Here is a 26,524-nt window from a genome sequence, read left to right as displayed (position 1 = left end):
GATGCCTTTTAGGCTCCGGCTCTTTTGTATAGATAAATGAGGCTAGGAACAAAATAATAAGGACTGATTTGTCGGGGGATCTATACAACTTTGACGTGAGTATCCTGACACGGGCAAGCTAAGAGCCCGCAGGTTTGTATCTACAAACCGAGGAGGCTAAACGATCAGTAAATAGTATGAATGTATGCGTTAAGGAAGTGATCATTTGAATGAATTAAAAACTGCTATCATCGATATTGGCTCCAACACTGTTCGATTAGTATTGTATCAATACGATAAAGAAGAGGGACTTCGTGAGATTGGAAATATTAAAACGGTTGCACGTTTACGTACATATTTACAGCCCTCTGGTGAAATGTCTGAAGAAGGTATACAAGTATTAACAGAAACATTATTGACTTTTAAAGAAATGCTCGATGATTTTGAAGTGACTGATGTTAAAGCTGCTGCAACAGCTGCAATCCGTCAGGCAACAAATAGAGCAAAAATTATTACCTTAATGAAAGAACAGACAGGCATTCAAATAGAGCTTTTATCAGAAGAAGAAGAGGCATATTATGGTTTTGTTGCTGTAGCGCATTCAATAGGCACGAAGTCCGCTGTAACTATCGATATTGGTGGTGGTAGTACAGAAATAACGCTTTTTGAAAATAAAGAACTACAGAAATCTTATAGTTTCCCTTTTGGAACAGTTTCTTTAAAGCAACGTTTTGTAAAGGGCGAGATTATGAATGGTAGTGAAAAAAAGGAACTCATTGCATTTGTTAAAGAACAGTTCAAATCACTTCCGTGGATTCAGGATATTGGTTTACCGATTATCGCCATTGGTGGTAGTGCTCGAAATATTGCCCAAATTCATCAACAAAAACATGCATATCCGATAGCAAGTGTACATGGCTACGAAATGACTAAGGAAAATTTAGTGGAGCTCAGTGTGTTTTTAGGTAGTTTAAGTTTTAATGAATTGAAACAGTTAGATGGGCTTTCGACAGATCGTGCAGACATCATCGCTCCTGCACTAGAGGTTTTCAATGTGTTAGTGGAGGTTGTTGGCAGTAAGTTGTTCCAAATAACAAAAAAGGGTTTGCGAGAAGGACTCATTATACAGCGTATTTTGCAAACAGATAAACGTGCGTTTGATAAGTACAATGTGTTTGAGGGAAACGCTAAAAGATTGGCTCGTCAGTATGGTCGAACTGAAATAGAAGTGGACTATTTGACGCGTTTAACGGATCAATTGTACAGTGAATGCTGTCGCGTCGGTTGTTTACAACATAATCCAAAAGATTTGCAATTATTGGCGAAAGCGGCGAAGGTTTTTAATATAGGGGAGTATATTGAGTTAAGTTCGGCGAGCCAGCATACCTTTTATTTAATTGCGAACCAATCTATCGATGGGCTAAACCATAAGGAGCGTGTGAAATTAGCACTGTTAGCCTCGTATAAAAATAAAGATTATTATCAGCTATTCGCAGCTCCTTTTACAGAATGGATAAGTCGTGAGGAGTATCGTAAAATACGAGACTTTGGCGCACTTTTAAAATTTGTCTATGCGTTAAATGTATCTAAAAGAAAGATTGTACGTACCATTAAGATGCAAACAAAAGAGGATTATGTTCAGCTTAACATCTATGTGAAACACAATGCGACCGCTGAAAAATATCAAGCAAATCGACATAAAAAGCATCTAGAACGCGCACTGAAAATACCTATAAAAATAAACTTTATTGAAGAAGGGTTGAGCAATTATGACAACTGAAGTTACGAATAATCAGTTAAGTGAAGGGAATTTAACAGAAGCACAAGGTCGTTTACTAGAGGAAATCGCTAAGCCACAATACTATAATAATCGTGAATTAAGCTGGTTAGCCTTCAACGAACGAGTATTAGAGGAAGCAGAGGATGTCAACAATCCTCTGCTAGAACGATTGAAATTTTTGGCGATATTTAGCTCGAATTTAGATGAATTTTTTATGGTGCGTGTTGCGGGTCTACAGGATCAGGTGCGTGCAGGTTTCCATAAGCCTGAAAATAAGTCAGGCTTAACACCAAAAGAACAATTAGCAAAAATTGCAGAGCGAACTCAGGCATTAGTGCGCCGACAAACTGAAGTTTATAGACATTTAATATATGATTTATTACCACAACATAATGTACATATTGCAGACATGAAAGACTTAAATAATACACAGAAAGCATTCGTCAATGAAATGTTTGCAGAAACTATCTTCCCTGTTTTAACACCTGTAGCTGTAGATGCGTATCGTCCCTTCCCAACTTTGCTTGGTAAAACTTTGAATTTACTTGTTTTATTAGAGCAAGATGAAGCCGACTTAGAAAATCGTGAAAAGGTAGCAATCGTACAAGTTCCATCTGTCTTAGATCGTTATATTAAAGTACCATCAGCAGATGGAGAGACAGTTATTGTCTTATTAGAAGACGTGATTGTAGCGCATATCGAAAAGCTCTTTTATGGTTACAGTGTCAAATCAGCACAGGCTTTCCGTTTGACACGTAATGCTGATTTAACGATTCATGAGGAAGGTGCACGAGATTTACTTGTAGAAATCGAAAAAGAGTTGAAAAAACGTAAATGGGGTGTAGGGAGTCGTCTAGAAGTTCGTGAGGGCGAGATGAGCGAGGAAGTTCTTACATACTTACTTGATGAATTTGAAATTGAAGAAACAGATGTTTTTCATATAGATGGACCACTAGATTTAACTTTTATGTTCTCGTTTGTAAAAGGCATATCTGTTGGTCGAGAACATTTAGAATATGAAAGCTTTATTCCACAGCCACCATTAGATTTGCAATCGGATGAAAATATTTTTGAAAAAGCTCTGCAACAAGATATATTTTTCCATCACCCATATGAGTCGTTTGTGCCAATTGTAGATTTTATCTCAGAAGCGGCGGTCAATCCAAATGTTTTAGCAATCAAACAAACGTTATATCGTGTAAGTGGTAATTCACCTATTATACAAGCGTTAAAGTTTGCAGCAGAAAATGGTAAGCAGGTAACAGTGTTAGTTGAATTGAAAGCACGTTTTGATGAAGAAAATAATGTGCTTTGGGCAAAGCAACTTGAGCAAGCTGGCTGCCTGGTCATTTACGGTATGAATAACTTAAAAACACACTCGAAAATAACGCTTGTTGTAAGTCGTCGAAATGGAAAGATTGAGCGTTTTGTACATCTTGGAACAGGAAATTATAATGATGCAACTGCAAAAATTTATACAGACATGGGTATAATAACGACAGATAAGGAATTTGGCATTGATGCTACTAACTTCTTTAACTATTTAAGCGGTTATACAGAAAAGCCAACTTTTAATCATTTAGTTGTGGCGCCATTTGATATTCGAGATGAGTTTATCCGATTAATGGATGAGGAAATTGCTTGTCATAAGAAGCATGGGAATGGTTTTATTCGAGCTAAAATGAATTCACTAACGGACAAAGACTTAATGATGAAGCTATATGAGGCGTCTATTGCAGGTGTGAAAGTAGAGCTGATCATTCGGGGTATTTGTTGCATTAGACCAGGTATCCCTGGAATTAGTGAAAACATAACAGTAACGAGTATTGTTGGTCGTTTCCTTGAGCATTCTCGTATTTATTGGTTCCATCATAATGGAGAAAATAAAGTCTACTTATCTTCTGCAGATATGATGACTCGTAATATGATTAAACGTGTGGAAATTTTATTCCCTGTATATGCAAGCGAAGCAAAAGCTCGTATTATTAACATCATGAATACACAACTTGAGGATACAGCAAAAGCTCGTATTCAAGACTCCAATGGAAAATATCATTACAAAGAGTTTGACCGTGGTGAAGACCCAATTAATAGTCAGGAAATTTTCCTAAAGGATGCACTAAAACCTACGCTAGACGAAGAATAAAGCAAACACGCTACTTAGTGAGGGATATAATGAAAAAATATAAAGAGAGTGTAGCGCAATTTGCAGACTATCATCAATTCATACAACTCAACCCATTTGATGCAATCGTATGTTTGAGAAAAGTTGATACAAAAGCGTTTGAAGTCGTTCATTTTAACGAAAAGCTACCGTCATTTATTAAGCTACAAGATGTGAAAGCCATCAACGCAGAACAATTTTTTAAGGAGCAATGCTGGCTGCAATTATCAAATATATTACAACAAGAATTCAATATAGACCAAAGTCTAAAGGAAAGTACGGAGCACACAGTAAAAACATTTGTTGTTCGTGTACTGCCCTTAGAAAAATCAGTTATAGCAGTTATTCTACGGGAGAAACAAAATGAGGTAGAACCGTATTTGCAATTTGTAGAACAGCACGTAAGTCCGGTATTAACAACTGATTTACAAGGTCGCATTATTCACCAAAACGTTGTTGCCACTTCTCTATTGTCAAAAGAACATCAAAGCTTGATAGGTCAAAATATTTTTTCATTATTAGAGAGTAAGTATATCAACGAATTTAAATTATTATTCGCAAAAACTATTGAGGGCTCAGCATTTGGTATGCCCAAATGCATGTTTAAAGGTCAATTGCTAAGTAAAGAACCATTTTATTTAAGAACGCATCCAACGTACTTTAATGGTGAAATTATAGGTGTACATTTATTTGTGAAAGATGCCACTTCATTTATGAATGATCATGAGGCCTTTTATTACCTAGCATTAATGGATGAATTAACGGGTATTTGGAATCGCAAGGCTTTTAAGGAGCATTGGCTTCAACATTTAAATGATAAAAAGCGTAATAAGCAAGCAGCTATTATTTTAGTGGATATTGATCGCTTTAAAAAGTTTAATGAATCCCTTGGTGAAAGTAAGGGTGATGAACTTATGCGAATGTTTAGTCATAGACTTCGTGAGCTCTGTTACTCCAAATGCTCTCTTTATCGTTATAATAGTGATGAATTTATTTTTGTTCTAAAAGATGCAACCATCAACAAAATTGAACATACGGCTAATGCTATTTTAGACGCATTAAAACAGCCATTCATGATTGATGGGCAGGAATATTTTATTAGCGTGTCGATTGGTATCTCACTCAGTCCAGCAGATGGCATGGATTTAGAAACGCTTGTACGTAAAGCAGATAAAGCATTGTTTTCTGTAAAAGAACATGGGCGTTCACACTACCGTTACTATCGTGAAGATATGACAACTATTTTTCCAAATGAAGCGCTAATGGAGGCCCATTTACGTCGTGCTATCGAATTTAATGAGCTAAGTATTCATTTACAACCACAAATGGATTTAACGAATAACAGCACCAATAGCTTTGAGGCCTTATTACGATGGAATAATCGAAAATTTGGCTATGTGTCTCCTGCACAATTTATACCTATTGCGGAGGCATCAGGCTTAATAATTGAAATCGGTGATTGGATTATTGACGAGGTATGTCGCTATCAAAAAGAGTGGCAAATGAAGGGTTATCGACCAGTACGAATTGCCATCAATATTTCACCAAAACAATTTAGAAAAGAAAACTTTGCTCGGAAAATTAAAACTGCCTTGAAAAAGTATAATGTGCCACCTGAATTATTAGAGGTGGAAATTACCGAAAGCTCCATGACTAATGTTCATGAAACATTTTCAATTTTAACTGAATTGAAGCAACTAGGTGTTTATGTTTCGGTTGATGATTTTGGAACAGGCTATTCATCTTTAAGCTATTTAAAGCGTTATCCGATAGACATCATAAAAATTGATCAATCATTTATAGCTGATATTACGAAAGATGATAAAAATGAGGCAATTATTAAGGCCATTATTTCAATGTCCCATAACTTGGGATTAGAGGTCATTGCTGAAGGGATCGAGGAACCATCACAGGTTGATTTCCTAAAACGTCATTGTTGCCAAAAAGGCCAAGGCTTTTTATATAACAAGCCATTACCTGTAGAAACCATTGTTAATAAATATTTTGTCGGCTAATGAAAACAAGTCAAGTAGCACTTCATCGTGAATTGGATGAAGTGCTACTTTTTTAGAGTTTTGGGAAGAGGGGTATCTAAGGGAAATGCAGGTACAACCGATCAAAAAAAGGCATAACCTGATCACATCTCCGGGCAAGCCGATCAAAAAAGGACTTCACCTGATCACATCTCTGGGCAAGCCGATCAAAAAGGAATATACCTGATCACATCTCCGGGCAAGCCGATCAAAAAAGGGCTATACCTGATCACTTTTCCGGGCAAGCCGATCAAAAAAGGAATATACCTGATCACATCTCTGGTCTAGCCGATCAAAAAAGGAATATACCTGATCACATCTCCGGTCAAGGCGATCAAAAAAGGGCTATACCTGATCACTTTTCCGGGCAAGCCGATCAAAAAGGAATATACCTGATTACATCTCCGGCCAAGCCGATCAAAAAAGGAATATACCTAATCACATCTCCGGTCAAGGCGATCAAAAAAGGGCTAAACCTGATCACTTTTCCGGGCTAGCCGATCAAAAAAGGACTTCACCTGATCACATCTCCGGGCAAGCCGATCAAAAAAGGACTTCACCTAATCACATCTCCGGGCAAGCCGATCAAAAAAGGACTTCACCTAATCACATCTCTGGTCAACTCGATCAAATAATGCTTTACCCGAGCAGTTCTCCCGTCAACCCGAACGAACGGAGATACAACCGGATTGGAAAAGGACTACACCCGAGCGCATGCTGTTTCCACCTGAGCAAACCTGTCTAAAATGAGCTATTTATTTTCTACTTTCAATCCATCTAACACAATAGCTGTAAATTGCGCCATTTCTGCAGCTAAATTGAAATCTTCATTGTGGATTAACCAATCATAAACATTTGCACGCATACAACGTTGAATAATTGCTTGAATTTGATTAACCTCTATATCGTGACGAAACTCCCCAAGTTGAATACCTTCTTCGATATAACTGTTCATAATTTGGAAAATCATTCTTTGTGGATTTATTAAATAATGATCTTGTTCCACTTGATTTGTCATCGCAGCAGTATACACAGTTCGTAACAAATCTTTTCCAACAACATTTGTTAAATACTTCATTTGTTCTTGATACAGCAATAAAATTTTTTCACTTGCAGGCAATGTACGATCAATATTTTTTTCCACAGAGCCATAAAAACTATCTAGCTCTTTAAATTTTTCTAAAATAACGTCGTACTTGGATGGGAAATGTGTGTAAAATGTTCCTTTTGATACATTACAGGCTTTAGTAATTTGCTCAACAGATACATGCTCGAATCCATGTTTATTAAATAAATCTAAAGATGCTTTGAGTAATTTTTCCCGTGTTTCTAATGCCTTTTTTTGACGGCTAGTCAATGAATTCATATTGGACAATCCCTTCAAGTTAAAGTATTTTAACATATTTTTTATGGAAAATATTCTGAAAATATAAAATGTTTTGATTGACGTAATGGATTTGATTTGATTATCATTTAATTGACCGTAGTCAATGACTTTGGTCAATTAATAAATCACGTTATTAATGTTACGATAAAAGAGTAGGGTTTGGCTAGTGTTCATTGGATTTTCAAGGAACGGGGGATGTCAACAATGACGGAGAAATTAGGTTTTATCGGCTTAGGCAATATGGGGTTACCGATGTCAGTTAATTTATTAAAGGCTGGCTATAAGGTATATGGCTTTGATACTAATTCACAAGCAGTGGAGCAATTTAAAAAAGAAGGTGGAGTTGGACTTGCAACAGCAAAGGAAGTTGCTGAGCAAAGCGATATTATTATGACGAGCTTGCCGACACCACAAGTAGTGGAACAAGTATATAGATCTGAACAGGGTATAATGCATCATGCTAAGAAAGGAAGTTTATTAATAGACTTTAGTACGGTAAATCCCGAATTGAATGATTCCTTACATAAGGAAGCACAATCATTGGGATTACGATATCTTGGGGCACCTGTTAGTGGAGGTGTTGTAGGTGCTATTAATGCAACACTTACGATAATGGTTGGTGGTGAAGAGGATGATTATCAAAGCGGATCTGGAATATTCCGAATAGTAGGAAAAAATATTTATCATCTGGGTACGTCTTCAAGTGTAGGTACACGTATAAAATTACTCAATAATTTAATGATTGGATTTTATACTGAGGCAGTCGCTGAAACAATCGTGCTTGGTGAAAAGATGGGTATCCATGCAGATACATTGTTTGAAGTGTTAAGTAATAGTTACGGTCAAAGCCGTATTTATGAACGTAATTTTTTAGAATACATGAAAAACGACAACTATCAGCCAGGTTTTTCTACAAATCTATTATTAAAAGATTTGAAACTAGCGAAAAATATGGCAGAAGAAGCAGGGGTACCACTTCGAATCGGGAATAAATTAGTGGATCTTTATAGTGATATTTCTCAGCAAGGCTATGGAGAAAATGATATGTCGGCTGCTTATTTAAGTTTAAAAGAAACATGTAAAATTGAACAATTTTAAAGGAGGACAATAAATATGACAACAGCACATGAGGTTAAAACATTAACGCACTTTATTGGTGGGGAACTAATAGAAGGGAAAAGCGAACGTTTCGGTTCGGTATTTAACCCAACGACTGGTGAGGTTATTGCCAAGGTTCCGCTTGCAACTGCAGAAGAAACTCGAGAGGCAATCGATAAGGCACAGACAGCTTTTCCACAATGGAGAGATACATCAGTAGCTAAACGTGCTGAGATTGTATTAAAGTTCCGTAATCTTATTACTGAAAATATGGAGGAGCTTTTACAAATTATTTGTACAGAAAGCGGTAAAACAATTGAGGATGCGAAAGGTGAAATTACACGTGGTTTAGAGTCTGTTGACTTAGCTATCGGTGCACCTCATTTAATGAAGGGAGAGTATTCAGTTAATGTTGGTGGTGACATTAATGCCTACTCTGCAAAATATCCCTTAGGTGTTGTAGCGGCTATTTCACCATTTAACTTCCCGATCATGGTGCCTTTAGCGCAAACAAGTATGGCAGTTGCTGTCGGTAATGCCGTTATTTTAAAAGCTTCCGAACGTGTTCCTATGACTGCCTTATATGTTAGTGAGCTTTGGAAAAAGGCTGGGTTACCAGATGGCATTTGGACGGTAGTAAATGGAGATAAAGATGCAGTTAATGAACTATTAGAAAATCCGAGTGTGGAAGCAATTTCATTTGTAGGGTCGACACCAGTTGCCAAATATATTTATGAAACAGGCTCGAAACACGGTAAACGTGTCACAGCACTTGGTGGAGGAAAAAACAATATGGTTGTTATGCCTGATGCAGATCTTGATCAGGTAGCAAATGCGTTTATCGGAGCAGCTTATGGAGCAGCCTCTCAACGTTGTATGGCCATTTCTACGATTATGCCTGTTGGAAAGGATACAGCAGATCGTCTTCTTGAAATCTTAAAGGAGAAAATCACTAATTTGAAGGTAGGTTCATATACAAATCCAGAGACAGATTTTGGCCCTGTCATTTCACAGCAATCGAAGGAAGCGATTATTGCTGCGATCAATCGAGGAGAGTCTGAAGGGGCAACAGTTGTTTGTGATGGTCGTGAACTTGATATTGTCAAAGAGTCAAAAGGATTCTTTGTAGGTCCAACATTGCTAGATAACGTAAAACCGGGCATGGAAATTTATGAACAAGAAATATTTGGTCCAGCACGAAATGTTGTACGTGTGGATTCATTGGACGAAGCAATCCAACTTATAAATAAGCATGAGCTTGGAAATGGGGTAACAATCTTTACGAATGACGGTTTAGCAGCTCGTAAATTTACTACAGAAATCGATGTTGGTATGGTTGGTGTAAATGTCCCAATTCCAATCCCAGTAGGCTACCATAACTTTGCTGGATTTAAAGGTTCTCGTTTTGGAGAAGGGCATATGTTTGGTCCCGATCAAGCACGCTTCTTCACTAAAACAAAAACAATATCAGAGCGTTGGATGACAGGTCAAGCATCGACAGCATCTACGTTTGCATTCCCAAGTAATAACGACTAGTTCAGAAGAGGAGCTGTAATAATACTTTTACAGCTCTTTTTTCTAAAAGCAGAAGAGGAGGATGGGGATGTTAGAGTACATTGGGCTTTTTGGTAGTTTAGCTTTACTTGTGTATTTAACAATGAGGGGCGTAAATTTACTGATTTCAGCACCATTGACTGCATTGATAGCGGCCGTAACGAATGGTCTAGCATTTTTTCCACAAACAGCTGATGAGAATCAAGCTAACTTCTTAACAAGTTATATGGATGGGTTCACTGGATTCGTTGGTTCATGGTATTTAATGTTCATGGCAGGAGCCATTTTCGGAAAGGTAATGGAAGATACGGGAGCAGCTGATAGTGTCTCTAAATGGATTGTAGAAAAAATTGGAGTGAAATATGCAGCCTATGCAGTAGTAGCTGCAGCAGCAGTACTAACGTATGGTGGAGTCTCAGTGTTTATCGTAGCCTTTTCTGTATATCCAATGGCTATCAGTTTATTCAAGCAAGCTAATTTTCCTCGTCGCTTTATCCCTGCTGCACTTGGTTTAGGTTCTGTAACCTTTACGATGACCTCAGCAGGTTCACCGGAAATTCAAAATTGGATTCCTATTCCATACCTTGGTACAACGCCATACGCCGGATGGGAAGTAAGTATAATTGTTGCAATTTTTATGGCTATTGGTGGATCACTGTGGCTAAATTGGATGATCAAACGTGCAGTAAAAAGCGGAGAGATATTCATCGAACGCTCTACTGATCCAGTTGTTGATGAATCTCGTAAGCTTCCAAGTCCAATTTTAAGTATTGTACCACTAGTAGTAGTTTTAGGCATTTCCTTTGCGTTCCACGAATCTCTAGGAACTTCAGCCCTAATTGTGGCATTAACGAGCGGATGTATTATGGCTTATCTAGTGAGCTATAAATATTCAAAGTCTGTCGGTGCGACACTAGCAGCTGGTGCTATGGGGGCAGTTGTAGCTATCGCTAATACGGCAGCTGTAGTTGGTTTCGGAGGTGTGGTAAAAGCTACACCATCATTTTTGGCAACTGTTGACGTTATGACTAATATTCCTGGAAGTCCGTTAATTGGCGGTGCGTTAGCCATCGCTGTAATAGCAGGTTTAACAGGCTCGGCTTCAGGTGGTCAAACAATTGCACTGCCTTTACTTGCTCCACACTATATTGACATTGGAGTTGATACGGAGGCGTTGCACCGTACAATTGCTATTGCATCAGGTTCTCTCGATTCATTGCCACATGGTGGTTATGTAGTAACAACCATCAATTCGGTATGCAATGAAAAGCATAAAGATGCTTATATGCCATTTGGTGCTTTAACCGTCATTATACCGATTATAGGTACATTGATTGCCATCATATTATTCTCACTAGGAATGTAGGGGGATTTGACGTGAAAGGAAAAACTGTTTTTATTACAGGAGCAGCCCGTGGTATCGGGTTATCCATGGCGTTAGCGTTTGCTGAGCAGGGAGCTAATGTCGTTATAACAGATATTAATGAACAGCTTTTAGCGGAGGCAATTCAACAAAATTCGCAATTAACTGCATACACATGTGATGTTACGAATGAACAGGCAATATGTGATGCGATTGACTTTACTATTAAAAAGTTTAAGACAATAGATATTTTAATTAACAACGCAGGGTTTCAGCATGTTTCTCTTATAGAGGATTTCGCGACAGAAATCTTCGAATCCATGCAAAAAGTGATGCTTGTTGCACCTTTTATAGCAATGAAATATGTCTTACCACATATGAAGAAAAATAAGTTTGGACGCATTATTAATATGGCATCCATTAATGGCGTTATTGGGTTTGCAGGTAAAGCTGGCTACAATGCCGCCAAACATGGGCTAGTCGGTTTAACGAAAGTGGCGGCACTAGAAGTTGCAACTGAAGGGATAACCGTGAATGCGATTTGTCCAGGGTATGTCGATACAGAATTAGTACGTAATCAGTTTACGGATTTGGCAAAGACAAGGGGAATTCAAGTAGAGGAAGTGCTTGAGCAGGTGCTTTATCCACTCGTTCCTCAAAAACGCTTACTAGATGTATCGGAAGTTACAGGACTTGCGCTTTATTTAGCTAGTGATATGGCAAAGGGGTTAACAGGTCAAGCAATACTTTTGGATGGCGGTTATACAGCACAATAGTTTAGGAGGGTGAAAGATGATTCAAACAAAAACAATCTATACGGTACATTCACCAGGAACAATCGTTTATGGACGAGATTCTTTTCAAGAAGTAGGTGACTATGCGAAAAAATTGGGGACTAAGGCTCTTATCATTAGTGATCCGATAATGGATAGCTTAGGCTTTGTTAATCAATGTAATACTTTATTAAAAGCTAGTGGTTTGGAAGCGATTTCGTATTTAGGCGTAACAACGGAACCAGTAGATACGTATGTAGCAGAGGGGCTCCATATTTTACAATCTGAGGGCTGCGACATTATTATTTCCGTCGGTGGTGGGAGCTGTATCGATACAGGAAAAGCGATCGCAGTAGTTGCAACGAATGGTGGCTACATTGGCGATTATATGAAAATGGCAAAAATTGCAGAGCAAGCACCAATCCCGCATATTGCGATACCGACAACGGCTGGTACTGGTTCAGAAGCCACGGATGCAACAGTCATTACGAATACGAGAAATGACGTGAAAATGATGATTAAGCAACCTGCATTTATGCCAAGTATCGCTATTGTAGATCCGATTTTAACGGTTACATCCCCACCCTCCATCACTGCAGCGACTGGTATCGATGCATTAAGTCATGCTATTGAAAGTTATTTATCTCGTTTAGCACATCCTTACTCGAATGTACTTGCACTATCAGCCATGGAGTTAATCGTTAATAATATTTTAAAAGTTTATGAGCAAGGTAATGATATTGAAGCACGGGAAGCGATGTCGCTAGGTTCAATGCAAGCAGGTCTTTCATTTTCAAATGCTTCTGTCGCTTTAGTACATGGCATGTCTCGTCCGATAGGAGCGCTATTCCATGTGCCACATGGTATTTCAAATGCCATGCTCTTGCCAGCAGTATTAGAATTTTCAAAGGATGCTTGTGTCAAACGGCTGGCGGATATAGGTGAATTTTTCAATACAGATAATGAGCAATTATCACAAGAAGAGCTTGCCGATTTAGCTATTGTTTCGATTAAGGAATTGTGCAAGAAGATGGATATAGGGAATTTAAAACAGTGGGGGATTGATGAACAAGCCTTTTACGCAGCTATTCCAAAAATGACAGCTGATGCAATTGCCAGCGGTAGCCCTGGAAATAATCCTAAGGTTCCAACACAGGAAGAACTAATGGAGCTTTATAAGATTGCTTACCATTATGAGTTTTAGGATTACGAAAAGAAACTGTCTAAAATAGAGTTACAAATCATATGTGATTTGTAACTCTATTTTTATCGGTTAGGAAAAGTATTCCGATTTATTGGTAGTTATGTTATAATTTCGAAAATTCAAGCGAGGGAGTGGGGATTAATGGAAGAATGTTTTATTTGCAATAAACACACGGGCAACATTCAAACTTCAGGGGTCATGATTTATGAAGACGAATATGTTTATGTTGGGCATATAGATAGGAATGGAGCACCCAATTATTTAGGTCATATAATGATAGATTTAAAAAGACATGTCCCTACTCTTGGAGATATGACTTTAGAAGAGGCACAAGCATTTGGGGTTATTATGGCTAGAGTCAGTAAGGCAATAATGGAGTGTGAAAAGGCAGAGCATATTTATTCATTAGTTTCCGGAAACTCAGTGCCACATTTGCATATGCATTTAGTTCCTCGATATCCTAATACCCCTCAACAGTATTGGGGACCAAATGATGTGTATGATTGGGAAGAAGCTCCTATGGGTGACAATAGCGAAGTTGTTAAACTTTGTACACGTATTAGAGCATATCTGGAGAATAATGCATATGAGTAAATCTATTGAAGATTTTAGTTGGATAGGTAGCCAAGACAACTTCATAAATCAACCAAGTGTTCATCAAATTAAACATGTTATTGTTGGGCGATATGGTGGTAACTCCGATGCAGGCCAATATAAAAACGAAGATGGCTGTTTAGTATGGCTAGATGAAAAGCAAGATTGGGAATTTTCCGTTTTACTGGATGCGCATAATACATCTGAGAGTGCTCAAATCATTATCGAGCAATTTTTTTATTATAAAGATGAAATTAAACATTTATTATCATTACCAACAAACCATCAAACCTTTAAAAGACTTGAAGAGAAGATTTTAACTATATTTCAATCAGAAGAGTTCTTATCTGTTTGCAGGAATATTACTGGAGAAACTGCGTGTTTAATTGTCGTAAGAAAAGATAAATATGTATGGTGGTTTTCAGTTGGAGACTGTGTTCTTTTTTTATTTCATCAAGAATTGGCTGCACTCGGTCAGTTTCAATTAAATCAAAGGCAATTTTACGAATGGATAGGCCAAGTCAATACTTTTGAACAGGACGTCCCTTGCTACAGTATTGGAATTAAAGAATTAAGAAAAGGAGAAAATCGTCTTTTTCTAACCACAGATGGCTTACTTGAATGTCCCCATGAACCATATTCAAACCCTATTAACATTTATAATTCATTTTTTAACTCTACGGATCAAGAGAGCATTTGCTCAATGTTAAACAATATCAAAAAAAATGGTGTCAGAGATAGCACCACTATCGTTTTTTGGAAAGTTAATATTGCAAAGGAAGCCACTAGAGCAAGTAATCAAGAAGCGAGTTCGTAATGGATTCTACCCGCGCGCACCATGGAAATACCCGCGGAAGAGAAGCGGATCTCCGCGCAACACGGAAATACTTGCGAAAGAGAAGCGAATACTCGCGCGCACCATGGAAATACTCGCGAAAGAGAAGCGGATCTCCGCGCGCGTCAGAGAAATACCCGAGGAAGAGAAGTGAATTCCCGCGCGCACCATGGAAATACTCGCGAAAGAGAAGTGGATACTCGCGCGCACCATGGAAATACTCGTGGAAGAGAAGCAGATACTCGCGCGCACCATGGAAATACTCGTGGAAGAAAAGAGGATCCCCGCGCACGGCATGGAAATACTCGCGAAAGAGAAGCGGATCTCCGCGCGCGTCAGAGAAATACCCGAGGAAGAGAAGTGAATTCCCGCGCGCATCATGGAAATACCCGCGAAAGGGAAACGAATCTCCGCGCACGCCAGTGAAATAGCCCCGCAACTTAAGAATCCCTGCTAGTAGGACTACTCCCTAACGTTTTGCAGAATTAATATGACATATACGAGAAAATATAGTAATATTTATATGAATCATCATTCATTTTTTTCGAAGGGGGAAATCGTATGTTGCAGGGGAAAACAATTATTATTACGGGTGGATCAAATGGCATGGGGCTTTATATGGCAAAGCAATTTGTTGCTGAAGGGGCAAATGTTGTCATTACAGGTCGTAACGAGGAGCGATTAGCAGAAGCGAAAGCCTTTATTTTAGAGGTTGGAAAAACGATTGAAACGTTCCAAATGGATGTTCGAGTGCCTGAGCATGCTGAGGCAATGCTAGCATTTGCTGTTGAAAAGTTTGGACAAGTTGATGGGCTTGTGAATAATGCGGCCGGTAATTTTATAGTGCGTGCAGAGGATTTATCACCAAATGGTTGGAAGGCTGTTATTGATATTGTTTTAAATGGGACATTCTTTTGTTCTTCGGCAGTCGGTAAGTACTGGATCCAAAATAATATTAAGGGATCTATTATTAATATGGTTGCAACTTACGCATGGAGTGCAGGTGCTGGTGTTATTCATTCTGCAGCAGCAAAAGCAGGTGTATTGTCATTAACTCGAACGTTAGCTGTTGAATGGGGGAAACAATATGGCATTCGAGTAAATGCGATTGCTCCTGGTCCAATTGAGCGTACAGGTGGTGCGGAAAAGCTTTGGGAATCAGAGGCTGCAGCTGCTCGTACGCTAGATTCTGTTCCGTTAGGCCGGACAGGTACTCCTGAAGAAATTGCAGATTTAGCTACATTTATAATGTCTAATAAAGCAAGTTATATGAACGGTGAATGTGTGACACTTGATGGCGGGCAATGGCTTAATCAGTATCCTTTCTAACTTTTTTCAGCAGTTTTTTTCTGTAGCGAAAGCAAAGCGTCAGCTACAAGTGTTTTATGTAACGTGAGCGAAATGGCTGTTACAATTATTTTTGTGGCGAAAGCGAAGCGACAGCAGCAAATGTTTTCTGCGCGAAAGCGGCAATTTGCCGAGGCTAATTGATAATAAAAACTTTGCATAATGGAGAGCTGGGTTGACGCATACTAAGGGTAAAGAAAGGAGTTTTGACGATGGGTATGTGGTTAATACCGGCTCTTATTGCCATTACGATTATTTCTGCCATTTCGCTTGTGTCGACGTTGAAAATTGCTAAAATGACGTCTCAGCGGAAATCAGAAAACGATACGCCGATTTCAGAAACCGTTGAAGAGTATGCGACTATGCTCAACCCAGTTGTTTGGGTATATATCATTTTTTTACTCTTTTTGGGAATAATGATTTTTTATTACTGGAGTAAGGCTGGATATTAAGTAAATAATATCTTCATTCAGTTCATATTTTATAAATGAGGCTGAATGAAGATATTTCTCCATTGCCCTCAAATAAAAACTCTCGTATATATGCACTTTAGATACTTAGTTTTGTTCAAAATGCTAAAATAATTCGTTGCTTTATAAAAAACTCTTCTCGGCCTTGTCGTGGTCATAAAAGGAATAGTTATGATATGATAAAAGGGAAGCATCCTGTTCTGCAAAGCGGGGACAGAAAAGGAGAAGAAGTTCATGATTTCAACTAACAGCAAAGACTTATTAGCAATGCCAATTAGTGATTTTATTATTTCATCTGAAAAGGTTGCACATGTACAAAGTGGAAATAGTGCGGAACATGCACTCCTAGTACTTACACGTACAGGGTATTCATCGATACCTGTTTTAGATATGAAATATCGACTTCAAGGTTTACTAAGTATGAAAATGATTACTGAATCCATTCTTGGACTAGAACATATTGAATATGAAAAGCTACCCGACATTAAAGTGGATACAATAATGGAGAAAGATATCGCTGTATTAAAGTTGAAGGATACTTTCCAGCGAGCGCTCGACTTAGTTATTAATCACGCCTTTTTATGTGTTGTGGACGAAGAAGGAACATTTGCGGGAATTTTAACAAGACGTGTTATTTTAAAGCAATTGAAAAAATATATTTATCAAAAAGAGTAGTAGTTTAAGAGGGGACTCAGATGAAAATCATGAGGCCCTCTTTGCTTGTATCGGAGGTTTACTGATTGATGGCAACGGAGGCTGAAATTTTAAAAGTACTAGCAGAGGAACGTAATATGCGTAAAGCAGCAGAACGTTTATTTTTATCTCAACCAGCACTTTCTCAACGGTTGCAGACTATTGAAAAGGACTGGGGTGCTCAGTTATTTATTCGTTCGCAAAAAGGACTTACGGCGACACCTGCTGGAGAGCTTATTATTGCCTATGCAACAGAAATGCTCAGCAAAAAAGAAGAGATCTTTGAAACAATCCAATCTTTAACGACAAAAGTAAACGGGACATTGAAAATCGCCTGTGCATCGATTGTCGGCCAAAACTGGCTTCCTATCATATTAAAGGATTTTGTATCGAAATATCCTGATGCAAAAATCTCTCTGATGACTGGCTGGAGCTCTGAAATTGTAAAAGCGCTTTATGAGGGTGAGGCTCATATTGGGATTGTGCGTGGGCAGGTTGATTGGAAAGGGGAAAAAATTCACCTATTTCGTGACACCCTTTATTTAGTAGATAAAGAGCTAAAAACTATAGAAGATGTCCTGACGACAGACCGACCTTTTATTCAATTTAAAAGTGATTCCAATTATTATCAGGAAATTCAACAATGGTGGCAGCAACATTTCGCTTCAAATCCAAGAAAGCAAATTTTAGTGGATCAGATTGAAATTTGTAAGCAAATGGCATTGAACGGCATTGGTTATGCTATTTTACCTTCCATTACTTTAAGTGACAATGATGGCATTAATAAAATAGCATTAACGAATAATGAAAAAGAATTTGGTTTAACGCGTGATACTTGGTTAATTGGCTATGAATCTTCATTTGAGTTACGACAAGTAGAGGCTTTTGTAGAAGTAGTGCAAGACCATGCACGATGTTTGTTTGATTATACGAAATAAAAAAATATCAAGGCAGTCTCAAGTGATTCACTCGGGGCTGCCTTTTTTAACCAATTCTTAATCTCACCATAGCGTAGGTTGATTTCCGTTCCGACTGGGCGCTTTGTAGCTGCCGCTTTGCTTTCGCTACAGAAAACAATTGTAGCTGCCGCTTCGCTTTCGCACAGTTAAAACATTTGTTGCTGCCGCTTCGCTTTCGCACAGAGCAAAGCTTCCTGGGGGGTCCGTTGAGCCGCTTGGGCCAACAGATGTTTTTTTCGCGAAAACGTAGTGCAACGAAGCGACAGCAACAGCAGGATGTTGGTCACGAAGGCGTTATCACAGGACGTGATGGTGTTAGCCTTCGTTCCCCTATGTGCTCTCTCCAGGGTCTCATCTGTGACGCTAGTCCCCTAGTCTCCACTCCAATCAACTTATTCACATGACATAGGTTTAAAAAAATGTCATCCCACTTTTTTATTTTATCGGAACACTTTCAAGAATTATCGCCCAACCTTTAGAAAAAGGATTCACACACAGTTTTGTGTATGAATCCTTTTTGCTCTTTGGAAGGTGGATGTCGATAAAATTTAAAAGTTAGGTGATAAAACGTGAAAGTTTATCGATAAAATTTAGCCTCCACTCCACTTACATGCATACGTTTTAATAAAATGTCATCCCTAACTTTGGAAATCAGCTAATTCTTAAGAGTTTATGAATATTCATGAAGATGTCATAAGAAATGGAACAAAGTACAATTTAAATCGTATAATTATGTAACCAACAATTTACATAAAAGGGGTTGAGTTTTTGAAGAAAAAGAATATAACGGCACTCATACTACTATTCATGCTTGTTATTAGCTTTATTCTACCTATGGAGCAGGCAAAAGCGGCTGCTACGTTAGATGTGCAGGCTAAGGCAGGGATTGCAGGTAAAGCAAAATACCAATCAGTTGTGCCAATTCAAATAACAGTAAAAAATAATGGTACAGATTTTTCTGGAGATATGGTCATCAATACTTCCAGTTCCAATCAAGCTGCGTCAGCTAAAGTGCTTCCAATAGATATAGCGGCGGGAGAAGAAAAAACATTTGATATTTATCTAGAGGGTATCGATTCCTGGAATGCAGATGTGTTTGCATTTTATGAAGGAGGCATTGAAAAAGGAAAAAAGGTTGCTTATAAAGGAACAAAGCAGCTACAAGGTAATCTTTTAGATCCTTCATCAGTTTTTATTTACACATTAACGGATAATAGTGATCGTTTATCGGCATTTTTCAAGCTATCCCAATTAGCTCCACAAAATAGTGTTGAAGTTTTCAATTTAAAGCAAATCAAGGATTATACACTGCCAGAGGATACACAGGGATTTGCAATGGCGAATGTTATCGTCATCGATGAAATTGCGATTGCTGATTTAACGCAAAAGCAACAAGAGTCCTTACTAAATTGGGTACAAAATGGTGGAACATTAATAGTAGGAGCTGCTGATCAAGTAAATGCAACAGCAGGTATTTTCAAAGATTATTTACCACTAGCATTATCACAACAAATGACATCCGTTTCTGCAGATAGCCTATCAAAATTATCAGGAGGAGGAAAATTTGCACATCCTATTTCTGTATATGGAGCAACTGAAAATAAAGGAAGTATTCCTGTATTAACAGATAACAATAAGATTTTAGCTTCTAAGAAAAAAGTTGGCAGTGGGGAAATTATTCAAACAGCCTTTTCTTTAGGAGATCAACCACTTGCGTCTATGGATGGCTACCCAGCACTAGTGTCAAAATTGATAAATATTCAAAAGATGTCACAACAAGGGGTAATGATTAATGGACAGTCACCGCTGGATCAAATTCCATATGACCTGCGTACCATAAATGAGCTATTCCCTTCGTTTGAAGTATCTGTTAGCTATATGCTAATAGTTATTATTTTATATATTTTAATTATCGGACCTATTTTATATTTCATTTTAAAGAAAATAGACAAACGTGAGCATGCATGGTGGATCATTCCTGCGATATCAATTGTGTTATCTATTGCTCTATTTATTTTTGGTGCAAAAGATCGAATTGGGCAACCGCAAATTCAACAATCTGCATTTTATAAAATAAATGAAGATAGTAGTGTAAATGGTTATTATGTAGAGTCCATTTTAACAAATCGTAGTGGTGATTTTGTTGTTAATGCAGATAAGAATACAAGTGCATTCGCGTTACGAAATTCTATTAATTTCGCAGGGGTAAGGGAGGATTTACACGAAATATCCTATATTAAGGAAAATGCCAATGGTTCAACGCTAACACTACGTGATTTAAGTTATTGGTCTGTGCAATCGTTTGCAGGGAAGTCAGTGGCACAAAATATTGGGAAGATGGATATCGATATTACGTTAAATAATGAAAAGTTAACTGGGACAATTAAGAACAATTTCCCGTTTGCCCTAAAGGACGTTACTCTAATCTCTGGCATTAAAGAAGTTAAACTTGGCGACATTGAAGCGAACGGTACACTTAAAGTCGACACAGAGCTAAAAGCAACGGTTCTTCAAAAACCATCTGATTTTACTAATTACAATTTTAATAATTATCCAGCGAAGAAGGAAGACGTGAATCCTTCACGTATCGAGGGTATGAAATCTATGGCATTACCGCTTGTAGAAGATGATAAAAAACCTGTCATTACAGCATGGGCAGACCAAGCAATTGCTGGGGTTGAGCTAGAAACAAGTGTTAGTATGTCACCGATTTCCTATTTTGTTCAGCCATTTGAAGGCAAAGTAGAGTTATCAGGTCCATTTACGATGAAACGTAACAACTTTGCGTATTCAGTAAACCAACTATCTCCTAATTCGTATGCTGAAAAAGTGGATGAACAATTAAATAATTGGCGCTTGTCGGATGGTTCCTATGAAGTATCCATCGCGATGCCAGATAAGTTTATGAATTCAGTTCAAACATTAAACGAATTGACAGTTTCAAATAAGGATATTGATCGCATGCAGCTATCGATTTGGAATAACGAAACGAAAAATTATGAGCCATTGGTAGATGCGAAACAGGTGTTTACAGGTAACATAAAAAAATACTTCAATGATCATGATGAATTGCTGATTGAGATTAAATTCGGACCAGATCAAACAGGTGAGGAAACAAGATTACCAGATGTAGAGCTGAAGGGAGTGGCGAAATAATGATTGAAATTCGTGATTTAACGAAAAGATACGGCTCCTTTACAGCATTAGATCATTTGAATTTATCTTTGGAGGAAGGGGTTGTCTTTGGTTTTGTAGGTGCCAATGGGGCAGGTAAATCGACTACATTCTCGATTTTAGCAACCTTGCTATCTCCAACTTCAGGTGATGCCATTATTAATGGTAAAAGCGTTATTAAGGAACCTAAGGAAGTTCGAAAACAAATTGGTTATATGCCAGATTTCTTTGGCGTTTATGATCAACTAAAAGTAGACGAATACTTAGACTTTTACGGTGCCAGCTACGGCATTGGGGCAGCTGAACGAAAAGTACTTATTCCACAGCTACTAGAGCTCGTGAATTTATCGAATAAACGTCATGAATATGTTGATTTACTGTCACGTGGGATGAAGCAGCGTCTATGTTTGGCACGTGCACTTATCCACGATCCTAAAGTATTAATTTTGGATGAACCTGCTTCAGGCTTAGATCCACGCGCCCGAGTAGAAATGCGAGATATTTTACGGAATTTAAAATCTATGGGAAAAACGATTTTAATCTCCTCACATATTTTGCCTGAGCTTGCAGAAATGTGTGATGAAATCGGTGTGATTGATAATGGTAAGCTTATCGCTCATGGCAATGTGGCTTCCATTCAAGCACAGCTGCAGGGGGAGAAGCGTATCGTAGTAAAAGTAACGGATCGTTTAAACGAGGTACGTGCGTTTTTGGAGGAGGATCCACTGATTTCTTCTATAGATGTAATGGATAGTCGCTTAGAGATAGCCTTTAATTACCGAGGAACAGATGACGATCAGGTAGCACTATTGAAAAAGGCAATACTTGCGAATTTACCTATTTATGCATTAAGCGAAGAGGAAAAAGATTTAGAGGATGTCTTTATGGCTATTACGAAGGGAGCGGACAATCAATGATGGAACGATTTTATAATCCGGTATTCGTAAAAGAATTGAAGTTGCGCTTCCGTTCTTTTAAAAGCTTTTCAGGTTTAATGTTTTATTTAGCGGTTATTTGTATTTTTATTGTAGGATTTTTGCTTATAACAACTGGATTCACAGGCAAAGGTTTCTTTAGACCAGACACAAGCTTTATGATGTTCGCAGTCTTAACAATATTACAAATGGCTCTTGTTCTTTTCATTACACCGAGCTTAACTGCCGGTGCAATTAGCAGCGAAAGGGAAAAGCAAACATTAAATATTTTACTAACAACGACACAAAGTTCTACTCAAATCATCATTGGGAAATTATTATCCTCGGTAGCATTTTTAGTATTAATGCTTATCGCAGGGTTACCATTGTATAGTTTAGTATTTTTATTTGGTGGCGTATCACCGTCTCAATTAATCTCGATATTTTTATTTTATTTATTAACAGTTGTAGCCATTGGTAGTATTGGTGTTATGTTTTCAACCATTACAAAACGAACAATTGTTGCGATGATTTCTACGTATGGTTCGATCATTTTTTTAGGTGGCATTACAGCGTTTTTCTTCTTCTTATCAATGGCCTTCCATCAAATGGGGAATGCCGCAGGTACTGGTACTTCCTACATGACTTACTTCTGGGCTTCTATTAACCCAGGTGCATTAATGCTTACGCTTACTTCATCATCTATGGGCGATGCTTTAGTGCAAGTTTCAGGAGTGAAATTACCTGTATGGATTAGTTATTTAATAGCTTATTCATTGATCATTGTTGTTTGTTTAACAATTGCGATTAAAAAATTACGTGCCAATATGAAAAGTAACCGATAAGGAGGAAATCTTATGGAGCGTCGTAAGCAATTACGAAAATATATTCAACGTGCAAAGACGAGTTTAACAGTAGAAAGAAGCATTCCAATTGCACAGTACGGCTTGTTTTTGGCATTGCTTTCGAGTGCTGCCCTCTTCCTCGTTTCCAGGCTCTTTGTTTGGCCGTATTATCGCCAAACAGCTCTTGCTATCTTTATCATAGTCATACTAGCAACAGTGCTGTTTATGTGGTGGAAGCGTGTGAAAGAAAAGGAAGCATTGCATACACTGGATGATTATTTTTCTCACAATGAACTTGTGACAGCCTTATCGTTCGAGGACGATAAGGACCCACTCGTTCAATCTCTACTAACGAAAGCAATCGAGAACGTTGAAAAGGCATTTGCTGATTTTAAGGCTCGGAAAAAAATTTTATTTCGCCCCAAAGCATTGATTGGCTTATTTGGAACAGCTGTCGTACTGGCCATTCTTTATATGTTCCCAGCAGCTTCACAAATTGAAGCAATTGAGGTGGAAAAAGAAAAAGCTGTCATTGAAGACGTAAAGAAGGAAGTTGCTAAATTAGAGAAAAAAGCAGAAACAAAAGAAGTGAAAGAGCAATTAAAAGAATTGCAAAATACGTTAAAAAAGACAGAAACAGCTGAAGAGGCATTACGCGAAGTTGTGAAAAAGCAAAAGGAGCTTTCTTTAAAGGAGCAACAATTAAAGGATAAGCAAACGGCTAGTAAGGAGGGCGCTTCTGACGACAAAGGCTTATCGAAGGAAGAAGCGGAGCAATTGAAGGAGCTCGCCCAAATGCAGCAGGAGCTAACGCAAAATGCAAATGCTACTCAGACAGCTATGAGCAAGCTTGGGAAACCTGCAAGCAATACTCTACAAAATGCTATTGCGAGTGCCAATAGTGCCAATAATAATCAGCAAAACAATCCTAATACCAATCCATCAGCGAATTCACAGCAAAGTAATCAACAAGGTCAAACAGGACAACAAGGCCAAACTAATTCTCAAAATGGTTCCCAACAGGCTAGTGGTCAAGGACAGAAACAAGGATCGAATCAAAGCAATCAACAAGGACAAGGCAATGGTCAAGGAAACGGACAAGGTCAGGGTCAAGGACAAGGTCAAGGACAAGGTCAAGGACAAGGTCAGGGAAATGGCAATGGTCAAAGTCAAGGTACTGCTCAAGGAGGTAAAGGCGCAGGCACAGGACAGGGCGGCCGCGATTTATTGACAACACCGAATAGAATTGGTGGCTCTAGTCAGACTTCAGTTGATGGTGGAGCATTAGGAGATGGATCACATGTTTCAGAGCAACAAGGAAATGGCCCGATTACTAAAGGTTCTATCCGTTCTTATGAGGAAGTTATAGGTTCCTATAAAGATAGCTATTTAGAAAGCTCAGAGCGTTTACAATTACCGAAGGATTTACAAAATGTCGTGCAATCTTATTTCACGTCAATTGACTCTAAGTAGGAGGAAAAGGAATGGCATTTACAGAGCAACAATATGTTGAAATGAGTACGAAATTACAACAAGTAAAGGAAGAAATTCATCGCTTTATCGTTGGCCAAGAGGAAGCAATTGATTATACATTATACGCAGTCCTTGCTGATGGGCATGCATTATTAGAGGGCCTACCGGGTTTAGGGAAAACGATGTTAATTCGTACAATTTCTGAAGTACTAGATTTATCATTTTCACGAATTCAATTTACACCAGATTTAATGCCAGCGGATATTACAGGGACAAGCATGATTGAGCGCACAGCTGATGGCAAGCAGCAATTTACGTTCCAGCCTGGTCCAATTTTTAGCCAAATGGTATTAGCAGATGAGATTAACCGCGCAACACCAAAAACACAAAGTGCACTGCTTGAAGCAATGGGTGAAAAAACTGTAACAATTTTGGGAGATACAAAGAAGATGGCGAAACCATTCTTCGTGTTAGCAACACAAAACCCGATTGAGATGGAGGGAACATACCCTTTACCAGAAGCACAAATGGACCGATTCCTATGTAAAATTCTAGTGCCGTATCCTGAGAAAAGTGAACTAATGGAAATTATGAAGCGTACAACAGGCGCTAAGGAAATTGATTTACAAAAGATCATGGATACAGAAGCACTGATTGAAGCGCAGCAAATGGTTAAGGAAGTACTTGTTGCTGATGAAATGCTCGAATTTGCGACGGATCTTGTTGTGGCTACACATCCGGAGAGAGTGGATGCCATTGATGAGGTCAAGCAATATGCCATGTATGGTAGCGGCCCTCGAGGTTTACAAAGTTTAATCAAATTAGCGAAGGCAAGGGCGCTTATGAATGGACGTTTCCACGTCTCTGTAGCAGATATTAAGTCAGTGGCTAAGCCAGTATTACGCCACCGGATGCTGTTGAATTATGAAGGGGAGGCTTCAGGTAAAACAGCAGACGATGTGATTGATGTCATTTTAGAAAAAGTACAGCAAGGTGTTAGCAGGTGACGCAAAAATTATTATTGCCCGAGGATTGGTTAGCGAAAATCAGTCGCTTCCAAGTGGCAACGGCCTCCAAATTACGTGGGCAGCACAAGGGCTCGCACCGTTCGCAACGCTTTGGGGCATCGCTCGATTTTTCGGATTTTCGTGAATATCATTTAGGTGATGATGTACGTCAGGTGGATTGGAACGTCTTTGCGAGAACTGATAAATACTTCATTAAACGTTTTTTAGATGAACAAGAAATGCGCGTCCACATTTTGCTAGATACAACTAAATCGATGGGCGATCAAGCAAAATGGACTTTTGCCCGGCAAATTGTCGCCTCACTTGGCCTAATGGTGCTCGGACGCGATGATCGCTTATCATTTTCTTTTCTACAGGATGAGGTGAAGCCACCGTTTCGTCGTAAGGGTGCTATGTATCGTCGCGCCTTTTTACAGTTGGTCACCGAGATTGAGCAAGCAACTTATACAAATAGCTTCGCACAAGGAGCTTTCAAAGCATTGCCTAAGGATAGTACCGTACTATTTATTGTCACAGACGGACTTGAGCCAATCGAGGAATGGGAGCAACTTTTAAAAAGGCTACCACGTTTTGCAGGGGATGTCCGTATTTTGCAAATAGTTACACAAGAAGAAATAGCACCAGAATATACGGGTGATGTGCGCTTACTTGATCGTGAAACGGGCAGAGATGTAAATGTTACGATGTCTTCTAAAGTGCTGGACACATATACGGCAAGACGTTTATTACATGAAGAGGAATTTGAAGCAATTTGTCGACGTTTCGGTGTTCGACAATTACAACTTAAAGTAGAGGATGGATTACAGCATGCCATCTTCCATCAATTATTAAAAGCACATTGGATTAGGTGAGGTGAG

At 38.5% G+C, this 26,524-nt stretch carries 23 protein-coding genes; 21 read left to right on the top strand and 2 right to left on the bottom strand.

Going from position 1 to position 26,524, the window contains the following annotated elements; translation table 11 throughout:
- Positions 1-205 precede the first annotated feature (205 nt).
- Genes ACIQ7T_RS18485 through ACIQ7T_RS18475 form a run of 3 tightly spaced genes read left to right on the top strand, consistent with a single transcriptional unit; the run spans position 206 to position 5,938 of the window.
- Positions 206-1,759: a Ppx/GppA phosphatase family protein gene (locus tag ACIQ7T_RS18485; protein ID WP_370076898.1), complete on the top strand. Its 1,554-nt coding sequence runs from the start codon at positions 206-208 to the stop codon at positions 1,757-1,759.
- Positions 1,749-3,905 carry an RNA degradosome polyphosphate kinase gene (locus ACIQ7T_RS18480; protein ID WP_370076900.1) on the top strand — a complete coding sequence of 719 codons (2,157 nt, stop codon included), beginning with the start codon at positions 1,749-1,751 and terminating at the stop codon, positions 3,903-3,905. The genes ACIQ7T_RS18485 and ACIQ7T_RS18480 overlap by 11 nt, the downstream gene beginning before the upstream one ends.
- A 29-nt stretch (positions 3,906-3,934) precedes the next feature.
- Positions 3,935-5,938, top strand: a complete 2,004-nt coding sequence (locus ACIQ7T_RS18475; protein ID WP_370076902.1) for an EAL domain-containing protein — start codon at positions 3,935-3,937, stop codon at positions 5,936-5,938.
- Between the two features lie 769 nt (positions 5,939-6,707).
- On the opposite strand, the gene ACIQ7T_RS18470 is transcribed toward ACIQ7T_RS18475, so the two are convergent.
- Entirely contained in the window at positions 6,708-7,322 is a 615-nt protein-coding gene (locus ACIQ7T_RS18470) for a TetR/AcrR family transcriptional regulator (RefSeq protein WP_402872345.1), read from the bottom strand.
- 225 nt (positions 7,323-7,547) lie between these two features.
- Between ACIQ7T_RS18470 and ACIQ7T_RS18465 the strand changes: the two genes are divergently transcribed.
- The 7 genes from ACIQ7T_RS18465 (at position 7,548) to ACIQ7T_RS18435 (ending at position 14,746) form a co-directional block, all read left to right on the top strand.
- The gene (locus ACIQ7T_RS18465) at positions 7,548-8,441 is read left to right on the top strand and encodes an NAD(P)-dependent oxidoreductase (protein WP_402872342.1); all 894 of its coding nucleotides are present in this window, start codon (positions 7,548-7,550) and stop codon (positions 8,439-8,441) included.
- A 15-nt stretch (positions 8,442-8,456) separates the two neighbouring features.
- On the top strand, positions 8,457-9,977 hold the full coding sequence (locus tag ACIQ7T_RS18460) for a CoA-acylating methylmalonate-semialdehyde dehydrogenase (protein WP_402872339.1): 1,521 nt from the start codon (positions 8,457-8,459) through the stop codon (positions 9,975-9,977).
- A 67-nt stretch (positions 9,978-10,044) separates the two neighbouring features.
- On the top strand, positions 10,045-11,361 hold the full coding sequence (locus ACIQ7T_RS18455; RefSeq protein WP_370076923.1) for a GntP family permease: 1,317 nt from the start codon (positions 10,045-10,047) through the stop codon (positions 11,359-11,361).
- Positions 11,362-11,372: 11 nt separating this feature from the next.
- Positions 11,373-12,134: a 3-hydroxybutyrate dehydrogenase gene (locus tag ACIQ7T_RS18450; RefSeq protein WP_370076924.1), complete on the top strand. Its 762-nt coding sequence runs from the start codon at positions 11,373-11,375 to the stop codon at positions 12,132-12,134.
- Between the two features lie 16 nt (positions 12,135-12,150).
- The gene (locus tag ACIQ7T_RS18445) at positions 12,151-13,335 is read left to right on the top strand and encodes an iron-containing alcohol dehydrogenase (RefSeq protein ID WP_402872335.1); all 1,185 of its coding nucleotides are present in this window, start codon (positions 12,151-12,153) and stop codon (positions 13,333-13,335) included.
- A gap of 141 nt (positions 13,336-13,476) precedes the next feature.
- Positions 13,477-13,929, top strand: a complete 453-nt coding sequence (locus tag ACIQ7T_RS18440; RefSeq protein WP_402872332.1) for an HIT family protein — start codon at positions 13,477-13,479, stop codon at positions 13,927-13,929.
- A complete protein-coding gene (locus tag ACIQ7T_RS18435) occupies positions 13,922-14,746 on the top strand; it encodes a PP2C family serine/threonine-protein phosphatase (protein ID WP_402872329.1) in 825 nt (274 codons plus the stop codon). The genes ACIQ7T_RS18440 and ACIQ7T_RS18435 overlap by 8 nt, the downstream gene beginning before the upstream one ends.
- Before the next feature lie 6 nt (positions 14,747-14,752).
- Here ACIQ7T_RS18435 and ACIQ7T_RS18430 read toward each other — a convergent pair whose 3' ends face one another.
- Positions 14,753-15,145 (bottom strand): hypothetical protein, encoded by a 393-nt coding sequence (locus tag ACIQ7T_RS18430; protein WP_402872326.1) that lies wholly within the window; start codon positions 15,143-15,145, stop codon positions 14,753-14,755.
- A 180-nt stretch (positions 15,146-15,325) separates the two neighbouring features.
- On the opposite strand from ACIQ7T_RS18430, the gene fadH reads away from it, so the two are divergent.
- From fadH to ACIQ7T_RS18375, 11 genes are all read left to right on the top strand, one after another.
- Positions 15,326-16,093 carry a 2,4-dienoyl-CoA reductase gene (fadH, locus tag ACIQ7T_RS18425; protein ID WP_370076929.1) on the top strand — a complete coding sequence of 256 codons (768 nt, stop codon included), beginning with the start codon at positions 15,326-15,328 and terminating at the stop codon, positions 16,091-16,093.
- Between the two features lie 230 nt (positions 16,094-16,323).
- The gene (locus ACIQ7T_RS18420; RefSeq protein ID WP_049668244.1) at positions 16,324-16,563 is read left to right on the top strand and encodes a hypothetical protein; all 240 of its coding nucleotides are present in this window, start codon (positions 16,324-16,326) and stop codon (positions 16,561-16,563) included.
- A 252-nt stretch (positions 16,564-16,815) separates the two neighbouring features.
- A complete protein-coding gene (gene cbpB / locus ACIQ7T_RS18415) occupies positions 16,816-17,256 on the top strand; it encodes a cyclic-di-AMP-binding protein CbpB (protein ID WP_370076931.1) in 441 nt (146 codons plus the stop codon).
- 68 nt (positions 17,257-17,324) lie between these two features.
- Positions 17,325-18,212, top strand: coding sequence for a transcriptional regulator CcpC (locus tag ACIQ7T_RS18410; protein ID WP_402872376.1), 888 nt, complete (start codon positions 17,325-17,327; stop codon positions 18,210-18,212).
- Between the two features lie 227 nt (positions 18,213-18,439).
- Positions 18,440-18,637, top strand: a complete 198-nt coding sequence (locus tag ACIQ7T_RS18405) for a hypothetical protein (protein ID WP_402872323.1) — start codon at positions 18,440-18,442, stop codon at positions 18,635-18,637.
- A gap of 364 nt (positions 18,638-19,001) precedes the next feature.
- A complete protein-coding gene (locus ACIQ7T_RS18400) occupies positions 19,002-21,389 on the top strand; it encodes a DUF7408 domain-containing protein (protein ID WP_402872321.1) in 2,388 nt (795 codons plus the stop codon).
- Positions 21,389-22,324, top strand: a complete 936-nt coding sequence (locus ACIQ7T_RS18395) for an ABC transporter ATP-binding protein (RefSeq protein WP_402872319.1) — start codon at positions 21,389-21,391, stop codon at positions 22,322-22,324. Before ACIQ7T_RS18400 ends, ACIQ7T_RS18395 begins: the two co-directional genes overlap by 1 nt.
- Positions 22,321-23,166: an ABC transporter permease gene (locus tag ACIQ7T_RS18390; protein ID WP_370076939.1), complete on the top strand. Its 846-nt coding sequence runs from the start codon at positions 22,321-22,323 to the stop codon at positions 23,164-23,166. Before ACIQ7T_RS18395 ends, ACIQ7T_RS18390 begins: the two co-directional genes overlap by 4 nt.
- Positions 23,167-23,178: 12 nt before the next feature.
- Entirely contained in the window at positions 23,179-24,639 is a 1,461-nt protein-coding gene (locus ACIQ7T_RS18385; protein WP_402872316.1) for a hypothetical protein, read from the top strand.
- Between the two features lie 11 nt (positions 24,640-24,650).
- Positions 24,651-25,646: an AAA family ATPase gene (locus ACIQ7T_RS18380; RefSeq protein WP_370076943.1), complete on the top strand. Its 996-nt coding sequence runs from the start codon at positions 24,651-24,653 to the stop codon at positions 25,644-25,646.
- Positions 25,643-26,518 (top strand): DUF58 domain-containing protein, encoded by an 876-nt coding sequence (locus tag ACIQ7T_RS18375; protein ID WP_370076945.1) that lies wholly within the window; start codon positions 25,643-25,645, stop codon positions 26,516-26,518. Before ACIQ7T_RS18380 ends, ACIQ7T_RS18375 begins: the two co-directional genes overlap by 4 nt.
- Positions 26,519-26,524: the final 6 nt, after the last annotated feature.

Origin of the sequence: Lysinibacillus sp. NPDC096212 (assembly GCF_044763105.1) — a bacterium.
Taxonomy (GTDB): domain Bacteria; phylum Bacillota; class Bacilli; order Bacillales_A; family Planococcaceae; genus Lysinibacillus.
Note: the sequence above shows the minus strand (reverse complement) of the source record. Positions and strands in the feature narration are given on the sequence as shown.